The sequence below is a fragment of the Bacillus sp. AMCV2 genome, assembly GCF_056033925.1.
Window position 1 is genome coordinate 1,804,816 of the sequence record NZ_JBVYIB010000002.1, and the last position, 23,568, is coordinate 1,828,383.

Genomic DNA, 23,568 nt, shown 5'->3' on the forward strand with positions numbered 1-23,568 from the left:
CAAGAGGAAGCGAACCATCGCGTCCCGCCGAATCGGTACATAAATTGCTGGAGCAAAGAAAACTCGATCAAATTGCGGAGCAGTGGGCGAACGGATCTGGTGTTGACTGGAAGCTGCTTTACGAGGGAAACAAACCAAAGCGGATCAGCCTGCCGACTTACCCATTTGAGAGGGTGCGTTATTGGGTGCCGAAAGCGGAGAAAAAGACTGATCGTTCAAAACAGGAGCGGCACATCCTGCATCCTCTTCTGCATCAAAATGTGTCCGACATATCAGGTGTCCGCTTCCGTTCAGTGTTTACAGGACGTGAATTTTTCTTGAAGGATCATGTCATAAAGGGCGAACACGTTTTACCTGGCGCAGCTTTATTGGAGATGGTTCGGGCAGCTGTGGAAAGGGCAGCTGCGGATCAGTTCCCGACAGGATTCCGACTCCGGAATATCGTCTGGGTCCGGCCGTTCGCCGTCACGGAACAGCAGAAAGATATAGATGTACGTCTATATCCTGAGGAGAATGGTGAGATTACATTTGAAATCTGCCGGGACCCTGAAAGCGCAGAGGAGTCGCCGATTATATATGGGCAAGGGAGTGCAGTGCTTTGTGAGGCTGGTGAAAATCCGGTTATCAACATTGAAGAAATGAAGGCAAGCTATAATGGCCGGACGCTGTCACCTTTTGATTGCTACGAGGCTTATACAGAAATGGGTATTCATTATGGTGACAGCCACAGAGCGATCGACAGCCTATATGCCGGCGAAAACGGAGTTCTAGTGAAATTGACGATGCCTCCTGTAATCTCTGATACAGAAGACCATTATATTCTGCATCCGAGCATGATAGATTCGGCATTTCAAGCATCTATCGGTTTGAGGCTGGGAGGAGCTACGAGTTTAGAAGACAGAAAGGCAATGCTGCCTTTTGCCATACAGGATGTCCAAATCTTCAAAGGCTGCGAGGCATCTATGTGGGCGCGGATCACATATAGCGAGGGCAGTACAGCTGGGGATCGTATGCAGAAGCTTGATATCGATTTATGCAATGAAGAGGGGCAGGTTTGCGTGCGATTGACGGGCTATTCTGCAAGAGTGTTAGAAACAGATCAAGAAGATCCTTCTGAAGCGACTGACACGCTATTGTTCGAACATATTTGGGAAGAGCGTGCTGCAGAGAGGCAAGAGCTCATAGAGTACGACACGCATAAAGTCGTTGTTTGTGATGTTGGAGAACAAATGGAAAGCCTCCAAAATCATCTTGACTGTACAGTTCTGCAGCATGATACAGAGACAATTGATGAACGGTTTGAAGGTTATGCCATACAGTTATTTGAAGAAATCAAACAGCTAATGTACTCAAAAACAGGGGGACATACATTCATTCAAGTGGCGGTGCCTGCGTTGGACGAGCCTCAGCTATTAAGCGGCTTAACTGGATTGCTCAAAACGGCTCAACTGGAAAATCCAAAACTGACAGGACAGTTGATCGAAATAGAAACCGGGATGTCAGCTGGTGACCTATTCGAAATATTGGAGGAAAACAGACGCTATCCGCGTGACACGCATATCCGCCACTGGCAAGGGAAGCGATTTGTAAGCAAGTGGAAAGAAGTGTCTGGTGAGCACCTAAGTGCTGACATGCCATGGAAGGATAAAGGCGTGTATCTGATCACAGGCGGTGCAGGCGGTCTTGGATTCATCTTTGCAACTGAAATTGCGAACCAAACGAATGACGCGGTTGTGATCCTGACAGGACGCTCTCCGCTTGATGAAAGGAAGAAGAAGAAGCTTAAAGTCTTACAGAAACTTGGCATCCAAGCGATTTACAGACAAGCTGATCTGGCTGACAAACAAACGGTTGATGCCTTATTAAAAGAAACCCAAAACGTTTACGGAGACTTAGATGGCATCATTCACAGCGCCGGTTTAATAAAAGATAATTTCATTATGAAGAAAAAGAAAGAAGAGGTTCAAACCGTTCTTGCTCCAAAGGTAGCAGGACTGATTCACCTTGACGAAGCAACGAAAGATATTCCGCTCGATTTCTTTATCCTTTTTTCCTCAGGTGCCGGAGCAGTAGGAAGCGCGGGACAGGCTGATTACGCAATGGCCAATGCATTTATGAATGCATTCAGCGAATATCGAAATGGCCAAGCAGGGCTGCACAAGCGTTACGGAAAAACTCTTTCAGTGTGCTGGCCGCTGTGGAAAGACGGGGGCATGCAAATTGATGCGGAAACTGCAAGGATGCTGAAAAGAGAAACAGGCATGGTGGCCATGGAAACAGATCGTGGGATTCAGGCGCTATATCATGGCTGGACGTCAGGAAAGCCGCAAGTGTTAGTTGCTTCCGGTGTTACTGATCGGATTCGTGCATTTTTACATGAAACGGGACATGGCAAAGGCCAATCTCACAATATCAAAAAAAGCAGTCTCAATCAGGACGCAGAAAAAGCAGACATGATCGGGGAAATTGATGAAGAGATACTAAGAGAAAAAGCGGAGAACTATTTTAAACAGGTGCTTTCTTCGGTGATTAAGCTGCCAGCCGGCCAGATTGATGCTGAAGCTTCTCTCGAGGATTACGGGATCGATTCTATCATGATCATGCATGTAACGGGTCAATTAGAAAAAGTATTCGGTTCTTTGTCCAAGACGTTGTTCTTTGAATATCAGGATATTCGCTCATTAACACGGTATTTTATTGATTCCCGCAGAGAAAAACTGCTGGACATCTTGGGAATTGAAACAGGTAAACCTTCTGTTGAAAGAAAATCAGAACCTGAAAAACAAGAAATCCCAGTTACCCCAAGAAAGTCTGGATTTCTTCCTTTGCAAGATAAAGAGCAGAAGCAGTTAAGAGAGAAGGAAACGGAAGAAATCGCGATCATCGGTATCTCAGGTCGCTATCCGCAGGCAGACAACATTGATGAATTGTGGGAAAACCTGAAAGACGGTCGAGACTGTATTACTGAAATTCCTTCAGATCGCTGGGATCACAGTCTTTATTATGACGAAGATAAAGACAAGCCTGGAAAAACCTACAGCAAGTGGGGAGGCTTCTTGAAGGATGTAGACAAGTTTGATCCGCAGTTTTTCCATATATCGCCGCGCGAGGCAAAATTAATGGACCCGCAAGAGCGTTTATTTTTGCAGTGCGTGTATGAAACGATGGAAGACGCAGGCTATACAAGAGAGCACCTCGGCCGTAAGCGTGATGCTGAGCTTGGCGGAAGCGTCGGTGTTTACGTCGGTGTCATGTACGAAGAATATCAGCTGTACGGGGCACAAGAGCAGGTGCGGGGAAGGTCTCTGGCTTTAACGGGAAATCCATCATCCATCGCGAACCGGGTATCTTATTATTTTGATTTTCACGGACCGAGTATTGCATTAGACACCATGTGTTCTTCTTCTTTAACGGCTATCCACTTGGCCTGCCAAAGCCTGCAGCGCGGAGAGTGTGAGGCGGCATTCGCGGGCGGCGTGAATGTGTCAATCCATCCAAATAAATATTTGATGCTCGGGCAGAACAAATTTATGTCCAGCAAAGGCCGGTGTGAAAGCTTCGGACAGGGCGGAGACGGCTATGTGCCGGGGGAAGGCGTTGGAGCAGTGCTTCTGAAGCCATTGTCTAAAGCAGTTGAAGATGGTGATCACATTTATGGAATCATTAAAGGGACAGCCATCAACCACGGGGGAAAAACAAACGGGTACTCAGTTCCCAATCCGAATGCCCAAGCAGATGTCATCAAAAAGGCGTTTGTGGAAGCGAAGGTTGATCCGCGGACAGTCAGTTACATCGAAGCCCACGGCACGGGAACCTCTCTCGGTGATCCTATTGAAATCACAGGGCTGTCCAAAGTGTTTACGCAAGAAACCGATGACAAACAATTTTGTGCAATAGGGTCAGCCAAATCAAATATCGGGCACTGTGAGAGTGCGGCAGGTATCGCAGGAGTAACGAAGGTATTGCTCCAAATGAAATACAGGCAGCTTGCGCCTTCCCTGCATTCAAACGTGCTGAACCCGAATATTGATTTCCTTAACTCGCCGTTTAAAGTACAGCAAGAGCTAGAAGAGTGGAAGAGGCCGATCATCAGTGTCAATGGCAAAGACATCGAATTACCGAGAATCGCAGGAGTCTCTTCATTTGGTGCCGGGGGTGTGAACGCCCATATTTTAATAGAAGAGTATGCTCCGGAACCTGTGGAGGAACGTTTACCAGCGAGGAAACAGCCGGCTGTCATTGTGCTCTCAGCAAAAAATGAGGAAAGACTTCAGAAACGCGCGGAGCGATTGCTGTATGCCATTCGTGAACAAACATATGTTGAAGCAGATTTACACCGAATTGCCTATACGCTTCAAGTCGGACGGGAAGCGATGAACGAACGGCTGGCGTTCGTTGCGGAATCGATGCGGGAGCTTGAAGAAAAGCTCAATAAATGTATCTCTGGAACAGAAAATCGTGAATATGTCTATCGCGGACAAGTAAAGCGCAACAAGGAAGCCATTGCTGCTTTTGCTGCTGATGAGGATATGTCAAAAACAATTGAGGCATGGCTGCAAAAAGGAAAATATGCGAAGGTTTTAGACCTGTGGGTAAGAGGTTTGCGAATCGACTGGAGCACGCTATATCAGGATCAAAAACCGCGGCGCATCAGTTTACCTGTCTATCCTTTCGCAAGAGATCGCTATTGGATAGACGTACATGCAAAGGCTGAGGAAAAAAGAACGAAGGAGCCATTCGCTCCAGTACAGCCCGTCCTTCCAAAGCCGTCTGTAGCCAGAGAAGCCAGCGGCAAGCCTGCCAATATTACGTTACAGCCTTTAATGACCAATCAGGATCGTTTGGAGCGGACAGCATCTCTGGTTCCATCAGATACAGAAACAGAGACGATCACGGCGGAAGCCTTGTGCGATGAACTGACAGCGAGCTTAGCGGAAGTGCTGTACATGGACCAAAACGAGATTGATCCAGACGAAGCATTCATAGATATCGGTATGGACTCGATTACCGGGCTCGAATGGATAAAAGCAATAAATAAACAGTATGGCACATCACTAAATGTCACAAAGGTATATGATTATCCGACAACACGTGATTTCGCTGTTTACTTAGCACACGAGTTAAGCACACAAGCTGGGGAGAAAAAACAAACGGAGACGTACACGCCGATCAGACAAAAAACAGCGGTACCTGCTGCTAAACCGGCTAATATATCTCTGCAGCCGTTAGAACATCATCAGCCAGTGCAAGAGGAGGCTGAAGAAACGATTCAATATGCAGCGGCAGAAATATCTGCATCAAGACAATATACTGTAGCAATTGAAACGCTGCATGAAAAATTGAGGGAAAGCATAGCAGACGTGTTATACATGGAGCCATACGAGGTGGATATTGACGAAGCGTTCATAGATATCGGAATGGACTCGATTACCGGACTCGAATGGATAAAAGCGGTGAACAAGCAATACGGAACGTCTTTTACGGTAACCAGAGTATATGATTACCCAACGATACGTGATTTTGCCGAAATGCTAAAGTCCGAGCTTGGAACTCATCATGATAGAAAGATAGAGCATACTGACTCTTTCGAAGCAGCCCAGCAAAAGCCAGCAGCACCATCTAATCCAAAGCCGGCAGAGCGACCGCTACAGTCTGTTCAACATCCTATAAAGAAAGAACATGAGAAGAAAACGGTTCCTGTTCATCAAGACCGCCCGGAGGATGCGATAGCGATTGTCGGGATGTCGGGAAGATACCCGGGCGCTCGTAATGTAAGAGAGTACTGGGATAACCTGGTTCATGGGAGAAATGCCATTCGGGACATTCCAACATCACGGTGGGATGTAGACAAATACTATGATCCTGTCCTCAACAAAAAAGGGAAAGTCTACTGCAAATCAATGGGGATGCTTGATGATATTGAACATTTTGATCCGTTGTTTTTTAATATTCCGCCGTCAGAAGCTGAACTGATGGACCCGCAGCATCGAATCTTTTTGCAGGAAGGCTATAAAGCCTTTGAGGACGCTGGGTACAACGCTCGAACTTTAAATGAGAAAAAATGCGGTGTATATCTCGGCATTATGAGCAGTGAATACGGTGTCATGCTGAATCGGCAGGCAAGCGCAAATGCCACGGGGAACAGCTTTGCGATCGCTGCGGCGCGTATTCCGTATTTTCTTAATTTAAAAGGGCCTGCGATTCCTATTGACACCGCTTGTTCATCTTCATTGGTCGGCACACATTTAGCGCGGCAGGCACTTATAAACAAAGAAATTGATATGGCGCTGGTCGGCGGGGTCAGCTTATACCTGACGCCGGAATCTTACATGAGTATGTGTGAGGCCGGCATGCTTTCACCTGATGGACAATGTAAAGCATTTGACAATAGCGCGAATGGTTTTGTGCCCGGCGAGGGTGCGGGTGCGCTGGTTCTGAAAAGGCTGAAAGATGCAGAAGCGGACCGTGACCATATTTATGGCATTATCATTGGCTCGGGTATTAATCAGGACGGGAAAACAAACGGAATCACGGCACCGAGTGCGAAAAGCCAAATGGATCTGGAAAGAGACATATATGAAACATACGGTATACATCCTGAGAGTATCAGTTATGTCGAGATGCACGGCACAGGAACAAAACAAGGCGATCCAATTGAATTAGAAGCTCTGTCCACCGTATTTCAAGAAAAAACAGACAAAAAGCAGTTTTGCGCAATCGGTTCCGTCAAAAGCAATATTGGCCATACATCCGCGGCGGCAGGAGTAGCCGGGGTTCAAAAAGTGTTATTGTGCATGAATCATAAAACACTTGTGCCGACATTGAACTTCACGACACCGAATGAGCATTTTGAATTTGAGCATTCTCCTTTATACGTAAATACGGAGCTTAAGCCTTGGGAAACGGCTGATGGAAAACCGCGGAGAGCATGTGTGAGCTCCTTCGGATATAGCGGAACGAATGCTCATATTGTGATAGAGGAATATCAGCCTGACAAGAGGAACGATCCATTAACAAAGCAGCACCGCTCAGCATTATTTGTACTTTCAGCGAAAAAAGAGAAGCAATTGAAGGCCTATGCGGAAGCAATGAAAGATTTCGTAACTTCCAATGAAGATATCGATCTGGAGGATATGGCATACACACTTCAGACGGGCCGAGAAGCAATGGATTATCGCATGGCGTTTTTGGCGGATTCGAGAGAAATGCTGATCAAAACTTTAGATGATTATTTGGCTGAAATGCCGAACAGCAGCATATTTGCTGCTCACGTGAAAACGAAAAAGAGCGAAATCAAGCTGTTTGAAACGGATCAAGATGCCAAAGCGTTGCTGCAAACATGGATAGAGAAAAAAAGGCTGGAGAAAGTAGCGGAACTATGGGTGAAAGGGCTGCAGATAGATTGGAACAAGCTTTATCGGGAATACACGCCTCGTCGAATCAGCCTGCCTGCTTATCCGTTCGCGGAAGAGTATTACTGGCTGCCAACTCAAGAAGGTGAACCCAAAACCATTGCTACAGCTCTGCCTCATTCCGAACTGATGCCAAAGCGCTGCTTTCTGCGTAAACAGTGGCAGCCTTGTCCGATTGAACCGGAAGAAATGACGAATCAAACCGTCGCCATTTTGGCAAATGAGGAGACAATGGCATTAGCGGAAGAGCTTTCAACGTATTTCTCGACATACCGTATATTTGACAGTCAAGAGCTGGATCGGGTATCTGCTGCTGACTATGAACACGTTGCTGGAGTAATCGATCTGATCGGGTGCGGAACGAGCCATGAGCATTCTATGGGCTGGATAAACTGGCTCCAAAAGCTGATCGAGCAAGGACGTACAAGCAAGCATCATTTGACGATCTTGGGTGTAACAAAGGGGCTGGAGGCCTACGCAAATGAGGGTGTTCTTTTGTCTGGTGCTTCACGGGCCGGTTTATACCGCATGCTTCAAAGTGAGTACAGCCATCTTACTTCAAGACATGCAGATATGGAGTTTGAAGCCTCTCATGAGGAGCTGGCCAGACTGATTGCAGTTGAATATTATGCCAAGAGCACAGAATCAGAAGTCTGTTATCGAAACGGACAGCGATATCGCGCATATTTGGCAGAGCAGCCAGCAGAAGCCGCTCTTAGTCATAAGCAAGTATCGTTTTCAACAGACAAAGTCCTGCTTATTACAGGCGGGACAAGAGGTCTCGGCTTGCTGTGTGCGCGGCATTTTGTGAAAACATACGGCGTTAAGCGGCTGGTCCTTATCGGCCGTGAAGAGCTTCCGTCGCGTGACCAGTGGAATTTGGTAAAAATCGCCTCGCTTGCCGAGAAAATAAAAGCCGTTCAAGAGCTAGAAGACATGGGTGCGCAAGTTCAGGTGCTGTCTCTGGATCTCACAGACAGGGTTGCTGTCGAACAGAGCCTGAAGACAATACACGAAACAATGGGGGCGATTGGCGGAGTCATCCATTGTGCCGGGATGGTGAACAAACAAAACCCGGCTTTTATCAGAAAATCACTAGAAGAGATCGGACAGGTGCTTGAACCGAAAGTCGAAGGTCTGCAAACGTTGTTTGACCTGCTTCAGGATGAACCATTGGCGTTTTTCACCTTGTTTTCATCAGTATCAGCGGCCATCCCTGCACTAGCAGCAGGACAAGCTGATTACGCGATGGCAAATGCTTTTATGGATTATTTTGCGGAGGCTCATCAAGATAAATGTCCCATTGTAAGCATTCAGTGGCCTAACTGGAAGGAGACCGGTTTAGGCGAGGTTCGAAGCAAAGCTTTAGAACAAACTGGATTGATCAGTTTGACAAACGACGAGGGATTACAGCTGCTTGACCAGATTCTATCAGACAGACAGTATGCTGTCGTGCTGCCGGCAGTACCAGATACAAACGTTTGGAAGCCGGATAAGCTGATGCAGCCGTCACTGCCTGTCGAAGCTCTCTCGCATCCTGTTACGAAAGAGCAAACCGGCACTCGCAACCTGTTCCCTGAAACAGTCGACTGGCTCGTAACTCTTTTTTCAGATGAACTGAAAATAGCTGTAGAAGACTTTGAAACGGATGAACCTTTCCAAGAATACGGAATCGACTCGATTATATTGGCCCAGCTGGTACAGCAGATGAACCAACAATTAAATGGAGATATTGATCCGTCAATTTTGTTTGAATACCCGACAATAGAATCCTTTGCACACTGGCTCATTTCGAAATATGACATATCAGCTGTTTTACAGCCATCTGTTCCTGAGAAACAGATACCTTTCAAGCCGCAATCAGCAATGAAACAGAAGCCGGTGCCAGAACAGCGGCCGCAACAGATAAGCCATGAAAAAACGGCACTTCTTGCTGAGGACATCGCTATCATCGGTCTTAGTTGCAGGTTCCCAGGAGCGGAAACCCTAGAGGAATACTGGGAACTAATACGTGATGGACGGTCTGCGATTGCGCCTGTTCCGCCTGAACGATTCGGGAACTCCAGCTCAAATTACGCGGGCCTCATTGATGAAATGAACCGGTTTGATCATGATTTCTTCATGATGTCCGAAAACGATGTCAGAGCGATGGACCCTCAAGCTTTGGCTGTATTAGAGGAAAGCTTGAAGCTGTGGTATCACGCCGGTTATACAGAGAAAGAAGTGAAAGGCATGAGGGCTGGCGTTTATATAGGTGGCCGCAGCCAGCACAAGCCTGATCCGGCCAGTCTTTCAAAAGCAAGAAATCCGATAGTCGCTGGCGGACAAAACTATTTAGCAGCTAACGTCTCACATTTTTTTGACTTGAAGGGACCGAGTATTGTCCTCGATACCGCTTGTTCTTCTGCGCTGGTGGGGCTGAATATGGCCATTCAGGCTCTGCGAAGCGGAGATATTGAGGCAGCGGTTGTAGGCGGCGTCAGTTTGCTTGATGCTGATGCGCATCGAATGTTTCATGAGCGCGGACTTTTATGTGACAAACCTTCATTCCATATTTTTGATAAGCGGGCAGACGGTGTCATTTTAGGAGAAGGCGTGGGCATGGTTCTCGTCAAAACCGTCAGCCAAGCGCTTGAAGACGGAGATTCCATATATGCAGTCATTAAAGCTGCTGCGATTAATAATGATGGAAGAACGGCTGGCCCATCATCTCCGAATCTCGAGGCACAAAAGGACGTCATGCTGTCAGCGCTTGAAAAAAGCGGCAAAAAGACTGAAGAGATCAGCTATCTCGAAGCAAACGGCTCGGGATCGGCAGTAACAGATTTACTTGAATTAAAGGCAATCCAGTCCATTTACCGTTCTGAATCAAAGGCTCCGTTAGGGCTGGGATCGGTGAAACCTAACATTGGCCATCCATTATGTGCAGAGGGGATTGCGAGCCTGATTAAAGTAGCTCTAATGCTGAAGCATAGACAATTGGTTCCGTTCCTGTCAGGTAATGAAAATATGCCGTATTTTGATATAGAAAAAACAGATTTGTATTTCAGCAGATCGCAAGCCGAGTGGAAGGAGACAACGCCGGCTGCGGCAATTAATTGTTTTGCAGATGGCGGAACGAACGCCCATCTCATTATAGAAGCCTGGAATGAATCGGTTGCTCGTCCAATTAGAAGAAAACCTCTGCCTTTGCCGGAATTAAATAGGCAGCCCGTTTTAATCAAACCATCAGCTCAAAACGTGCAGGAAAAAGTGCATTCAGACTCAGGGGCTTCTAAAGATATGTTTTGGAAAACTTTCAAATAAGAGAGGAGTGGGAAAATGATAACTGAACAACTGCACATTTCATTAAATAATCCAATCATGTCCAACCACAAGGTATATGGACAAGCGTTATTACCCGGCCTTGCTTATATAGATTTGATCTACCAAGTATTCCAGGAACATGGTTATGCATACCAAGAGCTTGAATTAAAAAACCTGACCATTTTTTACCCTTTGATCGCAGATGAGTCATATGACATTGCCCTGACCATTCACGTGTCTGAAAGAAAGGAAGGGACATGGTCCATCATCATCGACGGACAAAAACAGCATGGAGAATCACTATCTGACAAAAGACAATATGTGACTGCTGACATGCATCGAAAAGAGCAAACTTCTTTTGCCGAATCAATAGACCCTAATCAGTGGAAAAAAACAGCTGATAGGATTCTGAATTTAGATGAAATCTATGAACAATGCCGTTCTCAAGAGTTAGTGCATACCGGCATGATGAAGGCGGAAGGACAGATTTATGAAACCAAAGAGGGTGCTTTAATTGATTTAGCAGTTGGACAGGACGCCCTGCGCCATTCTGAAGCTTTTCTGTTTCATCCGACGCTTATTGACGGCAGCGGCATAGGGTCAAGCTGCCTGCTCTCAGATCAAACGATGTATCTGCCATTGTGTTATGAATCGTTTTCTGCTTCAGAACGATTGCAAAAAGGATGTACAGCACGGATCCTCTCCTCATCTGTGCGCCAAAAGAAAGAGCTCACTTATATGACGATTGAATATTTTAATTCAGCAGGACAAAAAGTGGCCGAGCTGAAACAATTTGCAGGCAAGTCTGTACGGAATATGTCAGCCTTTCATTCTGCAAAAGAAATTCAAGAAGAAAGAGCTGCTGTCTCTCAGAACATCAGTCGGGACTATCCCGTATTTGAAATGTATTTGCGTCAGTTGCTTGCTAAGCAGCTTGAAAGGCCGGCAGAACAAATGGATATCCACGCTGGGTACTATGAGCTAGGCTTGGATTCTCCGTCATTGCTTACCGTGGTTCAGGAAATTGGAGATAAGGTTGGAGCGGATCTTGCTCCGACACTGCTGTTTGAATTTACAACAATTGCAGAACTAGCTGCTCATCTTGCTGATCACTATTCAATTGGAGAGGCGGACAGCATTGTCCGCCAATCTCCTTCACCAATGAAGGATTCTCCTGATGGTGTTATCTCTTCACCAGAGATCGGGGAGGACATTGCCATTATCGGAATGGCGGGACGCTATCCTAAGGCGAAAAACATACAGGAATTTTGGGAACAGCTTAAAGCAGGTACCGACTGCATCACAGAGATTCCAAACTCACGCTGGGAATGGAAAGAAAACAATGGACTGGATTCACCTGCAGGCAAGCCGCTCTCGAAATGGGGCGGGTTTATCGAGGAGGCTGATTGCTTTGATCCTCAATTTTTCAGAATCTCTCCGCGTGAAGCGGAAATGATGGACCCTCAGGAACGGTTATTTTTAGAGACGTGCTGGGAAGCTATTGAAGATGCGGGTTATACACCAGAGACAATTGCTTCACCGCAGGGAGAAAATAAAAGACAGCATGTCGGTGTGTTTGCCGGTGTTATGCATAAGGACTATTCCCTTATAGGAGCTGAAGCTCTATCAGAACACAATCCATTTCCTTTATCGCTGAATTATGCGCAAATCGCCAACAGGGTCTCTTACTATTGTAATTTCCACGGCCCAAGCATGGCGGTGGACACGGTCTGCTCTTCCTCATTAACTGCGGTTCATCTGGCAATAGAGAGCATCCGGAATGGAGAATGCGAGGCCGCGCTTGCCGGAGGCGTCAATTTGTCACTGCATCCGGCTAAATATATCAGCTATGGCAGTGTAGGGATGCACTCAAGTGACGGCTATTGCCATACTTTCGGTAAAGGCGGGGATGGCTACGTATCTGGAGAAGGTGTCGGCACAGTATTGCTAAAACCGCTGCGAAAAGCTGAACAGGACGGTGACCGAATCTATGCTGTCATCAAAGGCAGTGCGATAAATCATGTAGGGAAAGTAAGCGGAATTACAGTACCGAGCCCGGTTGCTCAAGCTGATGTTATCGAAGCGTGTCTAGAAAAAACAGGAATTGATCCGCGCACCATCAGTTATGTTGAAGCCCATGGCACTGGCACCTCATTGGGAGATCCGATTGAAATACAGGGGTTAGTAAAAGCTTTCAGCCGCAATACGCAGGACAAGCAATTCTGTTCAATCGGTTCTGTTAAATCGAATATTGGCCATGCTGAAGCTGCAGCCGGCATTAGCGGCTTAACAAAGACTGTCCTGCAGTTGCATCATAAAACCTTGGTGCCGTCATTACATTCAGAAGAGCTGAATCCTTATTTGAAGCTTGATCAAACCCCATTTTTTGTCCAGCATGAAACAAAGGAATGGAAGCAGCCATCTTTTACAGAAAACGGGGTGGACGTCACATATCCCCGCCGCGCCGGTTTAAGTTCGTTTGGCGCTTCAGGATCAAATGCGCATCTTATTTTGGAAGAATATATTCCGGCAGAGAGCCATTCAGAGACGATTTTAACGAAAAATGAAGAAATAGTGATACCTTTGTCTGCGAGAAACAAAGATCGTCTGCAGGCTTACGCTCTTAAACTTCTTGATTTTCTTAGCGAGGACGTCAATCTTTTAGCGTTAGCTTATACCATGCAGGCAGGACGGGTTGAAATGGAGGAGCGTGCGGCCTTCATCGTAAAAGACATAAAAGATTTAACGTCTAAACTTCGGGCGTTTGCCAATGGCGAAGAAGAGATCGAGGGCTGCTGGACGGGACAAGCCAAGGAGAATCAGGAGGCGGCTGGGCCAACTTCGGTAAATGCGCTGAATAACAATTTGATAAGAGACAGTGAAATGATGGAAATGGCGAAAGCATGGGTTCAAGGAAAGCGGGTCACCTGGGACGGCCTATACGGCGATCGCAAGCCGCTTAAAATCAGTGTTCCGACCTATCCGTTTGCAAGGGAGCGCTACTGGATCCCGGTTCCTGAAATGAAAACCAGCACTGTGAATCATATCTTACATCCGCTGGTGCACCGCAATACATCAGACTTTACTGAGCAGCGCTTTAGCTCTGTATTTACAGGCACGGAATTTTTCCTTTCTGATCATGTTGTACAGGGACAGAAGATTTTGCCGGGCGTTGCCTATTTAGAAATGGCAAGAGAAGCAGCGGAAAAAGCTGCAGGCGATCTGGACGGCGAACAAAGAGTGGTGTCGCTTAAAGACATTGTGTGGGTGCGTCCTATCACGATAGAAAGTGAACCAAAAGAAATACATATTGGCCTTTTTCCTGAGGATAACGGGGACATTTCCTTTGACATTTATAGCAGCTCTGAACATAAAGAAGAAGCCCTGATGATACACTGCCAAGGTCGCGCTGTCATTTCAGATGAAACGGACACTTCCATTTTAAACCTTTCATCAATACAGACAGAATGCAGTTTGGACACAGTGACGTCAGAACAATGCTATGCAGCGTTTCGAAAGATTGGGCTTGACTATGGAGAGGGCTATCAAGGGATTGAAAAAGTCTATGTCGGCAAAGATCAATTGCTTGCAAAAATCTCGTTACCCGCTTTTCTAAAAAACGACAGGCAGCATTTTGCGCTCCACCCGAGTTTGATGGATTCCGCGTTCCATGCCACAGTCGGTTTTATCGTTAGCTCAGTCAATGCCGCTGGACAAGCTCAGACGCTGTCTCTTCCATTTGCGTTGCAGGAGGTTGATATTTTCAGCCCATGTCCAGAGAAGATATGGTCTTATATTCGATACAGTTCAGACAGTAAAGCGGAGGACAAAGTCAGAAAGTATGATATTGATTTATGTGATGAGAACGGACACGTTTGTGTGCGAATGAAGGGTGCCTCGATGCGGGCACTTGATGGAGAGCAGCATTCAATGCCGCAACTTTTAACTGATTCTCAGATGACCGGGCATACGATGATGATCCCTGTCTGGGAACCAGTCTCTTCAGATACGAAGGATAATGCTTCGTTTGCTGGTACACGAGTTGTTTTATGCGGTGCTGCTGAAGCTGATCGCGCATTAATAAAGCATCATTATCCGCAAGTTTCCTTTATCGATATCCGGCCTGCAGATGACATTGAGGGAATAGCGGACAAACTGCAAGCGTACGGAAGCATTGACCATGTATTGTGGATTGCCCCGTCACACCGGGGAAGTATAGGTAGTGATGGACAAGGAGAAGCTGTTCTTCACCTATTTAAGCTTGTGAAAGCATGCCTGCAATTAGGCTATGGCGAGAAACAACTTGAATGGTCTCTTGTGACCGTCCAAGCGCAGCCGGTTATGCAACATGAGGCAGTACAACCCGCCCATGCAAGCATTCATGGGCTTGCCGGCACAATGGCAAAGGAATATCCACACTGGAAAATCCGTCTTCTCGATCTTGAAAAAGGCTGCACATGGCCGGTAAATCACATGTTTGCGCTCCCAGCTGACCGCCTTGGCCATGCTTGGGCCTATCGTAATCAGCAATGGCATCAGCAGCAATTGATCCCATATCGGCACTCACTGTCAGGCGACACGCTATATCGGAAAGGCGGAGTCTATGTGGTCATCGGAGGAGCCGGGTATATCGGAGAGGCGTGGAGTGAGTACATGATCCGCCGCTACCAAGCGCAAATCGTTTGGATTGGGCGAAGTCAACTTAATGCTGCCATCCAGTCAAAAATAGACCGACTTTCGGCGCTTGGCCCTGAGCCTTTCTACATTGCAGCCGATGCAGCCGATAAACATTCATTGCAGCAGGCTTATGATCAAGTGAAAAAACGCCATCCTCATATTCACGGGATTGTTCACTCTGCGATGGTTTTATTTGAGCAAAGCCTGGAAAAAATGAAGCCGGAAGAATTCACCGCTGGACTGGCGGCGAAGATCGATGTCAGTATTCGGATGGCCCAAGTGTTCCGCCAGGAGAATGTAGATTTTGTATTATTCTTCTCTTCGCTTGTAGCCCATATCAAAAATGTGAAGCAAAGCCATTATGCCTCTGGCTGTACATTTGCAGATGCTTTTGCCCACCAGCTTTCTCAGAGCTGGGCATGCCCTGTAAAAGTCATGAACTGGGGATATTGGGGGAATAGTGAAGCGGCTGAGGATGAACATTATGTACAGCTCATGAATCAAATCGGCTTAGGTTTAATTGAGCCTGCGGAGGCTATGAAGGCGCTGGAAGCACTGCTTTCTGGGCCAGTCAGCCAAACAGCTTTCATTCATACGACAAAGCCTGTAGCAGTCGAAGGCGTGAATCAGAATGAATTCATCACTCTTTATCCAGAGCAACCTTCAGCAGATACAGAGAGCCTGATGGAGCGTCTGCCGACTACGGGACAATTCCAAAGAGTGACACATGAAGAGCTTGATGATCTTCTTTACAGGCTGTTGTTAGGACAGCTGCAAACGGCCGGGCTGTTTGATGGTTATACATTATCGGTTGAACGTCTTCAACAATATAAGACTCGTGAATTTTATGGGAAATGGATTCGGCAAAGCAGCGAATTTCTCTTGCAGCATGGCTATCTTAAGAAAGTTGGAGATTCATTGGTGAGGAAGGACCAAGCAGAGGATATCGAGCTGCTTTGGCAAGAATGGAATGCGAAAAAAGAAAAGTGGCTTAAAGACAGCGAGACAAAGGCGATGGTTGTATTAGCAGAGGCCATGCTGAAAGCATTACCGGATATTTTGACAGGGAAAGTCCCTGCAACAGATATCATGTTCCCGCATTCCTCGATGGAACTGGTGGAAGGCATTTATAAGCATAACCAAGTGGCAGATTATTTTAATAAAGTGCTTGCCGATACATTATTAGCTTATCTGGATGAACGTCTGAAGCACGACCCTGAGGCATCGATTCGCATTATGGAAATAGGCGCAGGCACAGGCGGCACGAGTGCCGGAATCTTTGAAAAACTGAAACCATATCAAAAGCACATCAATGAATATTGCTATACAGATCTGTCTAAAGCATTTTTGCTACATGCAGAAAAGGAATATGGGGCGGAAAATCCGTACCTGACATATCAGCTTTTTGATGTGGAAAAACCGATTGACCAGCAGGAATTTGAAGCGGGAGGCTATGATGTCGTCATTGCCGCTAATGTCCTTCACGCAACAAAAAATATCCGTCAAACACTGCGGCATACAAAAGCAGTAATGAAAAACAACGGAATGCTGCTGCTGAATGAAATGGCGGGAAACAGCCTGTTCCCTCACATCACCTTTGGTCTTTTGGAAGGCTGGTGGCTGTATGAAGATCCTGCAGTGCGGATTCCCGGCTGTCCAGGCTTACATCCTGACAGCTGGAAAGCGGCACTTGAAAGCGAAGGCTTTGAATCTGTCTTTTTCCCGGCCGAGGCGGCACATGATCTGAGTCACCAAATCGTCGCAGCCTCAAGCAACGGGCTGGTTCGACGTATGATGAAAAATGTGATCTTGCCGGAGAAGGTTGTTTCACAAGCGTCTAATCAGGAGCCATCCTACATTCATACCATAGATTCAGAGGAAGCTGGACAATCAAAACATGCTCTCCTAAGAGAAAAAAGCACAGAATATATGAAAAAACTAATCGGGGAAACGTTGAAAATTCCTGCAGGAAAGATTGAGTCATCTGAACCGCTTGAAAAGTACGGTATTGATTCTATCGTTGTTGTCCAGCTGACGAATACATTGCGTAAAGAATTTGACCATGTAAGCAGCACTTTATTTTTCGAGTACCAGACCATTGACGCATTAGTGGAGCATTTCATCAAAACAAAAACAGAAGCGCTGATGAAATTAACAGGTCTTGACCGTCAAGTTCAACAACAGACCCCGGCCGAAAGCAGAACCCAATCTTCACAGAAACCTGATCAGGCCGCTAAAAGAACACGGCGCTATCGCAAGCTTGGCTTCAGCGGGGAGAAAGAAACTCCGACAAACACTCTTGCAAGCCGTGACGTTGCCATTATCGGCATTTCTGGACGCTATCCTCAGGCGGAAACAGCAGAAGACTTTTGGAACAACCTAAAAGAAGGAAGAAATTGTATTGAGGAAATTCCGAAAGATCGCTGGGATTGGAAAGCTTATTACGATAAAGAAAAAGGAAAAGAAGGATCAATTTATACGAAATGGGGCGGATTTATCAAGGATATGGACAAGTTTGACCCATTATTCTTTCAGATTTCTCCGCTTGAGGCAGAAAGAATGGACCCTCAGGAGCGATTATTTCTGCAAACCGCTTATGCAAGTATTGAAGACGCGGGATACACGCCTGACTCGCTCTGTTCAAGCAGAAAAATCGGCGTCTTTGCCGGAGTCATGAACAAAAATTATCCGACCGGCTACGGCTATTGGTCTATCGCCAACAGAATATCCTATTTACTGAATTTCCAAGGCCCGAGTCTTGCAGTCGATACAGCCTGCTCATCCTCCCTGACAGCGATTCATTTAGCGCTGGAAAGCATCTATAGCGGATCGAGTGATTGTGCCATTGCCGGCGGTGTCAATTTAGTTGTCGACCCGGTTCACTATCAGAATTTATCTGTCATGAATATGCTCTCTGCTAGTGATACATGTAAATCATTCGGCGATGATGCAGATGGTTTTGTCGACGGTGAAGGCGTAGGCGCCATTGTGTTAAAGCCGCTGCAGCAAGCAATAGCGGACGGTGACCATATTTACGGTGTGATAAAGGCAAGTGCCATTAATAGCGGTGGAAAAACAAATGGATACACGGTTCCAAATCCTCATGCACAGGCACAGGTAATTAAAGAAGCAATGGAGCGCGCCGACATTCCTGCCCGAACCATCAGTTATTTAGAGGCGCATGGAACAGGCACTGCATTAGGAGATCCGATTGAGATAGCGGGGTTAACAAAAGCATTCGAGAAAGATACGCAGGAGAAACAGTTTTGTGCGATCGGCTCCAGCAAATCAAATATCGGTCATTGTGAAAGTGCAGCCGGAATTGCAGGGCTGACAAAAATACTTTTTCAGTTTAAATATGGCCAAATTGCACCATCATTGCATGCTCAGCGGTTGAATCCGAACATCGAGTTCAGCCATACGCCATTTGTCGTTCAGCAGCAACTTGGTGAATGGAAACGCCCGGTGATTGGCGGGCAAGAGGTGCCTAGGCGCGCTGGCTTGAGCAGTTTTGGCGCCGGAAGGTCCAATGCCCATATCATCCTGGAAGAATATATTCCAAGAACGGGGGCGCAAACGCCGAAAGACCATCCTCCAGCGCTGATTGTGCTATCGGCCAAAAACATGGAACGCTTGCAAGAAAAAGCGGAACAGCTGCTTACAGCCATCAAACAAAAAAGGTACCGCGAAACAGACCTGATCAGGATCGCCTATACCTTGCAAACAGGCCGTGAAGCAATGGAAGAACGGCTGGCCTTTATAGCGGAATCACTAGAGGATCTTGAGAGAAAGCTGAACGATTTTATCGAAAACAAAGCAGACTGCCTGTATCTGGATCGCATCGATGATAACAAAAAAGCGTTAGCAGTCTTATCAGCGGATGAGGATATGGAAAAAATCATAGAAGCATGGATGAGCAAAGGGAAATACACGAAACTGCTGGACCTTTGGGTGAAAGGCTTGTCTTTCGACTGGGGCATGCTGTACGGCACCCAAACGCCTGTCCGGATCAGTCTTCCGACATATCCATTTGCAAAAGAACGTTACTGGGCACCAGGCGCGGCAAAGGCTCCGGCGTCTATAGAACAGGATCATGATCAGCAAACAGAAGAACCTTTCAAGGTTATGACGTTTCAAGAAGTGTGGAAAGAAGAGCCGGCGACTCTCACATCGAAACGTATCAAAACGCTCATCTGTTTTCTGACTGAAAGAGAAAAGCAAAACGCATTTGCTTCAGCCTTGAAAAACGTTGATCAAGACACTAAGGTCATTTTTATATCACAGGGCGAAGTGTACAGCAAACAGTCTGAATATAGTTACCAGATTGTGCGGCAAGAACCCGTTACTTTTGAAAAGGTCTTCCAGAGCATTAAAGAAGAACTTGGAGAACCAGATGCAATCCTCTATATGTGGCCTATGGAAGACAAGCGCTGTATAAAGGACCATTCCTGTATTGTTTACCTATTACAAGGTATGTCCGCAGCAAAGCTTCATCCTTCACGGCTGCTGCTGGCAGGATGTTTTGAAGATGGTCTTGACCGAAGCTATCTGGAATCATGGATTGGCTTCGAACGTTCACTCGGGCTTGTCCTTCCGCACACAAAAGTGACTGGAATCTTTCAGCCGGCGGAACAAGGATCGATGGATGATTGGACACGTAAAATATGGGCAGAATTACAGGCTTCAGCTGAACAAACGGTTTTGTATCAGAATGCGAAACGATATGTAAATCACATTGAACAGACAACGATACAACCGGACGACAGCAAATTGAAGTCTGGCGGTACTTACCTGATTACAGGCGGTGTAGGAGGGCTTGGTTATTTATTTGCCAAGCATTTAGCCAAAAACTATGCCGCAAACCTGATTTTGACAGGACGGTCGCCTTTTAATGATGAAAAGCAAAAGCAAATAAAAGAATTAAAGGATCTAGGCGGCGAAGCGATGTATGCAGAAGCAGATGTGTCTGATCCTATCGCAATGGGAGACTGCGTAAAAAGAGGGAAAGACCGATTCGGTGCCATCAACGGTGTCATTCATGCAGCCGGAATCGAAAGCGACTCTGCTATTTTTGACAAAAAGATCGAAAGCTTCCAGCGCATCATTGAACCGAAAATCAACGGCACGATAGCGCTTGATGAATGGCTTAAAAATGAAGTCCTTGATTTTATGTGTTATTTTTCTTCTTCTTCTGCAGTTTTAGGGGATTTTGGATGTTGTGATTATGCGATTGGCAACAGGTTTCAGATGGCTTACGCACAATACAGAAATGAGCTGCATAACGGTAAAACGTTTGCCATCAACTGGCCTGTATGGAAGGATGGCGGAATGAAGATCGGTGATGAGGAAACAACGGATATGTACCTGAAATCAAGCGGCCAACGCTTCCTAGAAGCCGAGGAAGGCATCCGTATGTTTGAGCACATCCTAGCTCAGCAGGATGCTCAGCATCTCGTCATAGCCGGTCAGCCCAGCCGTGTCAGCCGATTTTTAGGAATGGCTGAACCAGCTATTCCAGAACCGGCCACTCAAGCCCCTCTAGCACAAGAAAACAAGGATGAGGTAAAAACGTTAAGCGTTGAAAAGCGTTTAGAACACGACTTGAAAGAGCATATTCACACATTGCTTAAGATTTCAAAGGACAAGCTGAATTTGAACAAAAATTGGGCCGACTTCGGATTTGATTCAATCTACTTGGCTAAATTCTCGAATGTGTTATCAAAGCATTTCAACATTGAAGTGACACCGGCTTTATTTTTCGGCTATTCGACTTTACAAGAATTGATCGGCTTTTTCTTAACCGATCATAAAGAGCTGATTGAAGCATTTTACCGGGATGATACATCAGAGGCGCAAAAGCCCCCTGAAGCTTATGCAGCAATTCCTGTAGCTCCAGAACCGGAAACCAGTAAAAAAAGCATTCGGCAGGTTCACGATGAGCCTATTGCCATTATCGGCATGAGCGGCAGGTTCCCTCAAGCTGATTCGGTCCATGAGCTGTGGGATAATCTGAAAAACGGTAAATCGTGTATCTCTGACATCCCGGGCGAACGCCGGGACTGGGGGAGAGCTAACAGAGATCCAGAAAAAGCAGTGCCAAGGTGGGGTGCATTTTTGAAGGACATAGACCGGTTTGATCCGCTGTTTTTTCAAATATCGCCTAAAGAAGCCGAAAGCATGGACCCGCGCCAGCGCATTTTTCTAGAGGAAGCATGGCACACGTTTGAAGACGCCGGCTATATGGGAGATCGGATAAAAGGAAAATCCTGCGGTGTTTATGTAGGTGTGGAAGAAGGGGAATATGCGCATCTAACCGGAGATACGGATTACATTAACGGAACACAAAACGCCACATTGTCTGCGAGAATCGCATACGCATTGGATTTAAAAGGGCCTAATATGGCTTTGACAGCAGCATGTTCATCTGGACTGGTGGCGATTCACCAGGCATGTTCAGCTCTGCGTCAGGGGGATTGTGAAATGGCTTTAGCGGGCGGCGTCAGCTTGAATATTTCTCACATGTCTTTTGAGGCGCTGACAAGGGCCGAAATGCTGTCTCCGAACGGACAATGCAAAGTGTTTGACCAGGATGCCAATGGTCTTGTGCCAGGTGAAGCGGTGGCAGCTGTTCTCTTGAAACCATTATCAAAGGCAATTGAAGATAAAGATCATATTTATGGCTGCATCAAGGCCAGCGGCGTGAATTACGATGGCAAAACCAACGGCATTACTGCGCCAAATCCTTTTAGCCAGGCAGAATTGATCGAAAACATTTATGAAAAAAATGAAATCAATCCGCTCGATATTCAATATGTGATGGCGCACAGTACCGGCTCGAATCTTGGTGATCCGCTTGAGGTCCAAGCGTTAACGAGCGTGTTCAGCAAATATACGAAGCAGAAGCAATTCTGTATGATCAGCTCAATTAAACCTTTAATCGGACACACATTTGCAGCGTCAGGAACAGTTGCTTTAATCAGTATGCTGATGGCTATGAAAAACCAGATCATTCCGGCCACTCATCACTGTGAATCGGAAAATCCGTATATTCCGTTTAAAGAAAGCCCATTTGTGCTTTGCAAAGAAAACCGTTCGTGGATCAGGAAAAATCAGAAGCCGAGGATGGGAACGATCAGCACGACTGGAATCAGCGGCACCAATGCACATGCAGTCATTGAAGAATACATTCCGAATGATCAGCCGTCCACACAGCGGCATCAAGAGTCACCGCAGGTCATCGTGCTTTCAGCCCAAAATGATGATCGGCTTCAGGGTGCTGCCTGCCGCATGATTGCGTATCTGGAGCAGAATCATAACCATAACCCTTCTTTACCTGATGTGGCATATACGCTTCAGGTTGGGAGAAAAGCCATGGAAGCAAGGCTCGCGATCGTTGCAAACAATCAGGAGCAATTGGTGCGAAAATTGAAGGAATATGTGGAAGCAATGAAGAATGGTGGGATATCGGGCCAACAGAGATCCCTTTATACAGGATATACAGAAGGGATATTAGAAGAACAAGATGAAGCAGTTCTGCAAGCTCTCGCAAAAGAAAGAAATTTGGAAAACATCGCGGATTGCTGGGTGAAAGGATATCAGATTCCTTGGGAACTCCTTCATGATGGCGGTCACGTTCGGATGGTTTCTTTACCTGGTTATCCATTTGCAAGGGAGCGGTATTGGGTTTCGTCAGGCACTCAGCAATCAGAGGCCGTTAAACAGCATTCACAAGATATGAAAACAGAGATTGGCGAGCCGAATGGCAAAACCCATATTCAAAAGATCATTGTTCAATTTTTAGCACGAGAATTGGGCATATCTGAGGATCGAATCAATTTCAAAAGAAACTTTCTGGAATATGGGATGGATTCAATTCTTGGCCGAAAATTGATGCGGCATATCGAAAAAACCACGCAGCTGAAGATGGCCGGCCGGGAAATCCTTGAATGTCAGACAGTCCAAGCTCTATCTGACCATTTGGCCTTAAAAGCGGAAAAACAAAATCATAGCGCAGCAGCACATCAAATAAAGGGCACGTATACAGACGAGCACATCATCGGAATGATGCAAGAGGTGGCGCTAGGGAAATTGGATTTTAAGAGTGTGCAAAACATCATAGAAGGGAGTAAATCGTATGAATCATAAAGAAATTCTCGATGCCTTCAGATCAGGA

Annotated in this window: 2 protein-coding genes (1 of these 2 only partly in view); both read left to right on the forward strand. The window is 46.3% G+C overall.

Annotation, left to right across the window (positions count from 1 at the left end; genetic code table 11):
* Positions 1 to 10,718: the 3' portion of a polyketide synthase PksL gene (pksL, locus tag AC0OMA_RS09395; protein WP_474222061.1), read on the forward strand. It extends 2,917 nt beyond the left edge of the window; only the last 10,718 of its 13,635 coding nucleotides appear in the window; its start codon lies off the left edge, out of view; the stop codon is at positions 10,716 to 10,718.
* A 15-nt stretch (positions 10,719 to 10,733) separates the two neighbouring features.
* Complete coding sequence (pksM, locus tag AC0OMA_RS09400) at positions 10,734 to 23,540, forward strand: polyketide synthase PksM (RefSeq protein ID WP_474222062.1); 12,807 nt, start codon at positions 10,734 to 10,736, stop codon at positions 23,538 to 23,540.
* The last annotated feature ends 28 nt before the right edge of the window (positions 23,541 to 23,568 follow it).

Coding starts and splice junctions, on each gene's coding strand:
- pksM (WP_474222062.1), top strand. CDS start 10,734: ATGATAACTGAACAACTGCACATTTCATTAAATAATCCAATCATGTCC.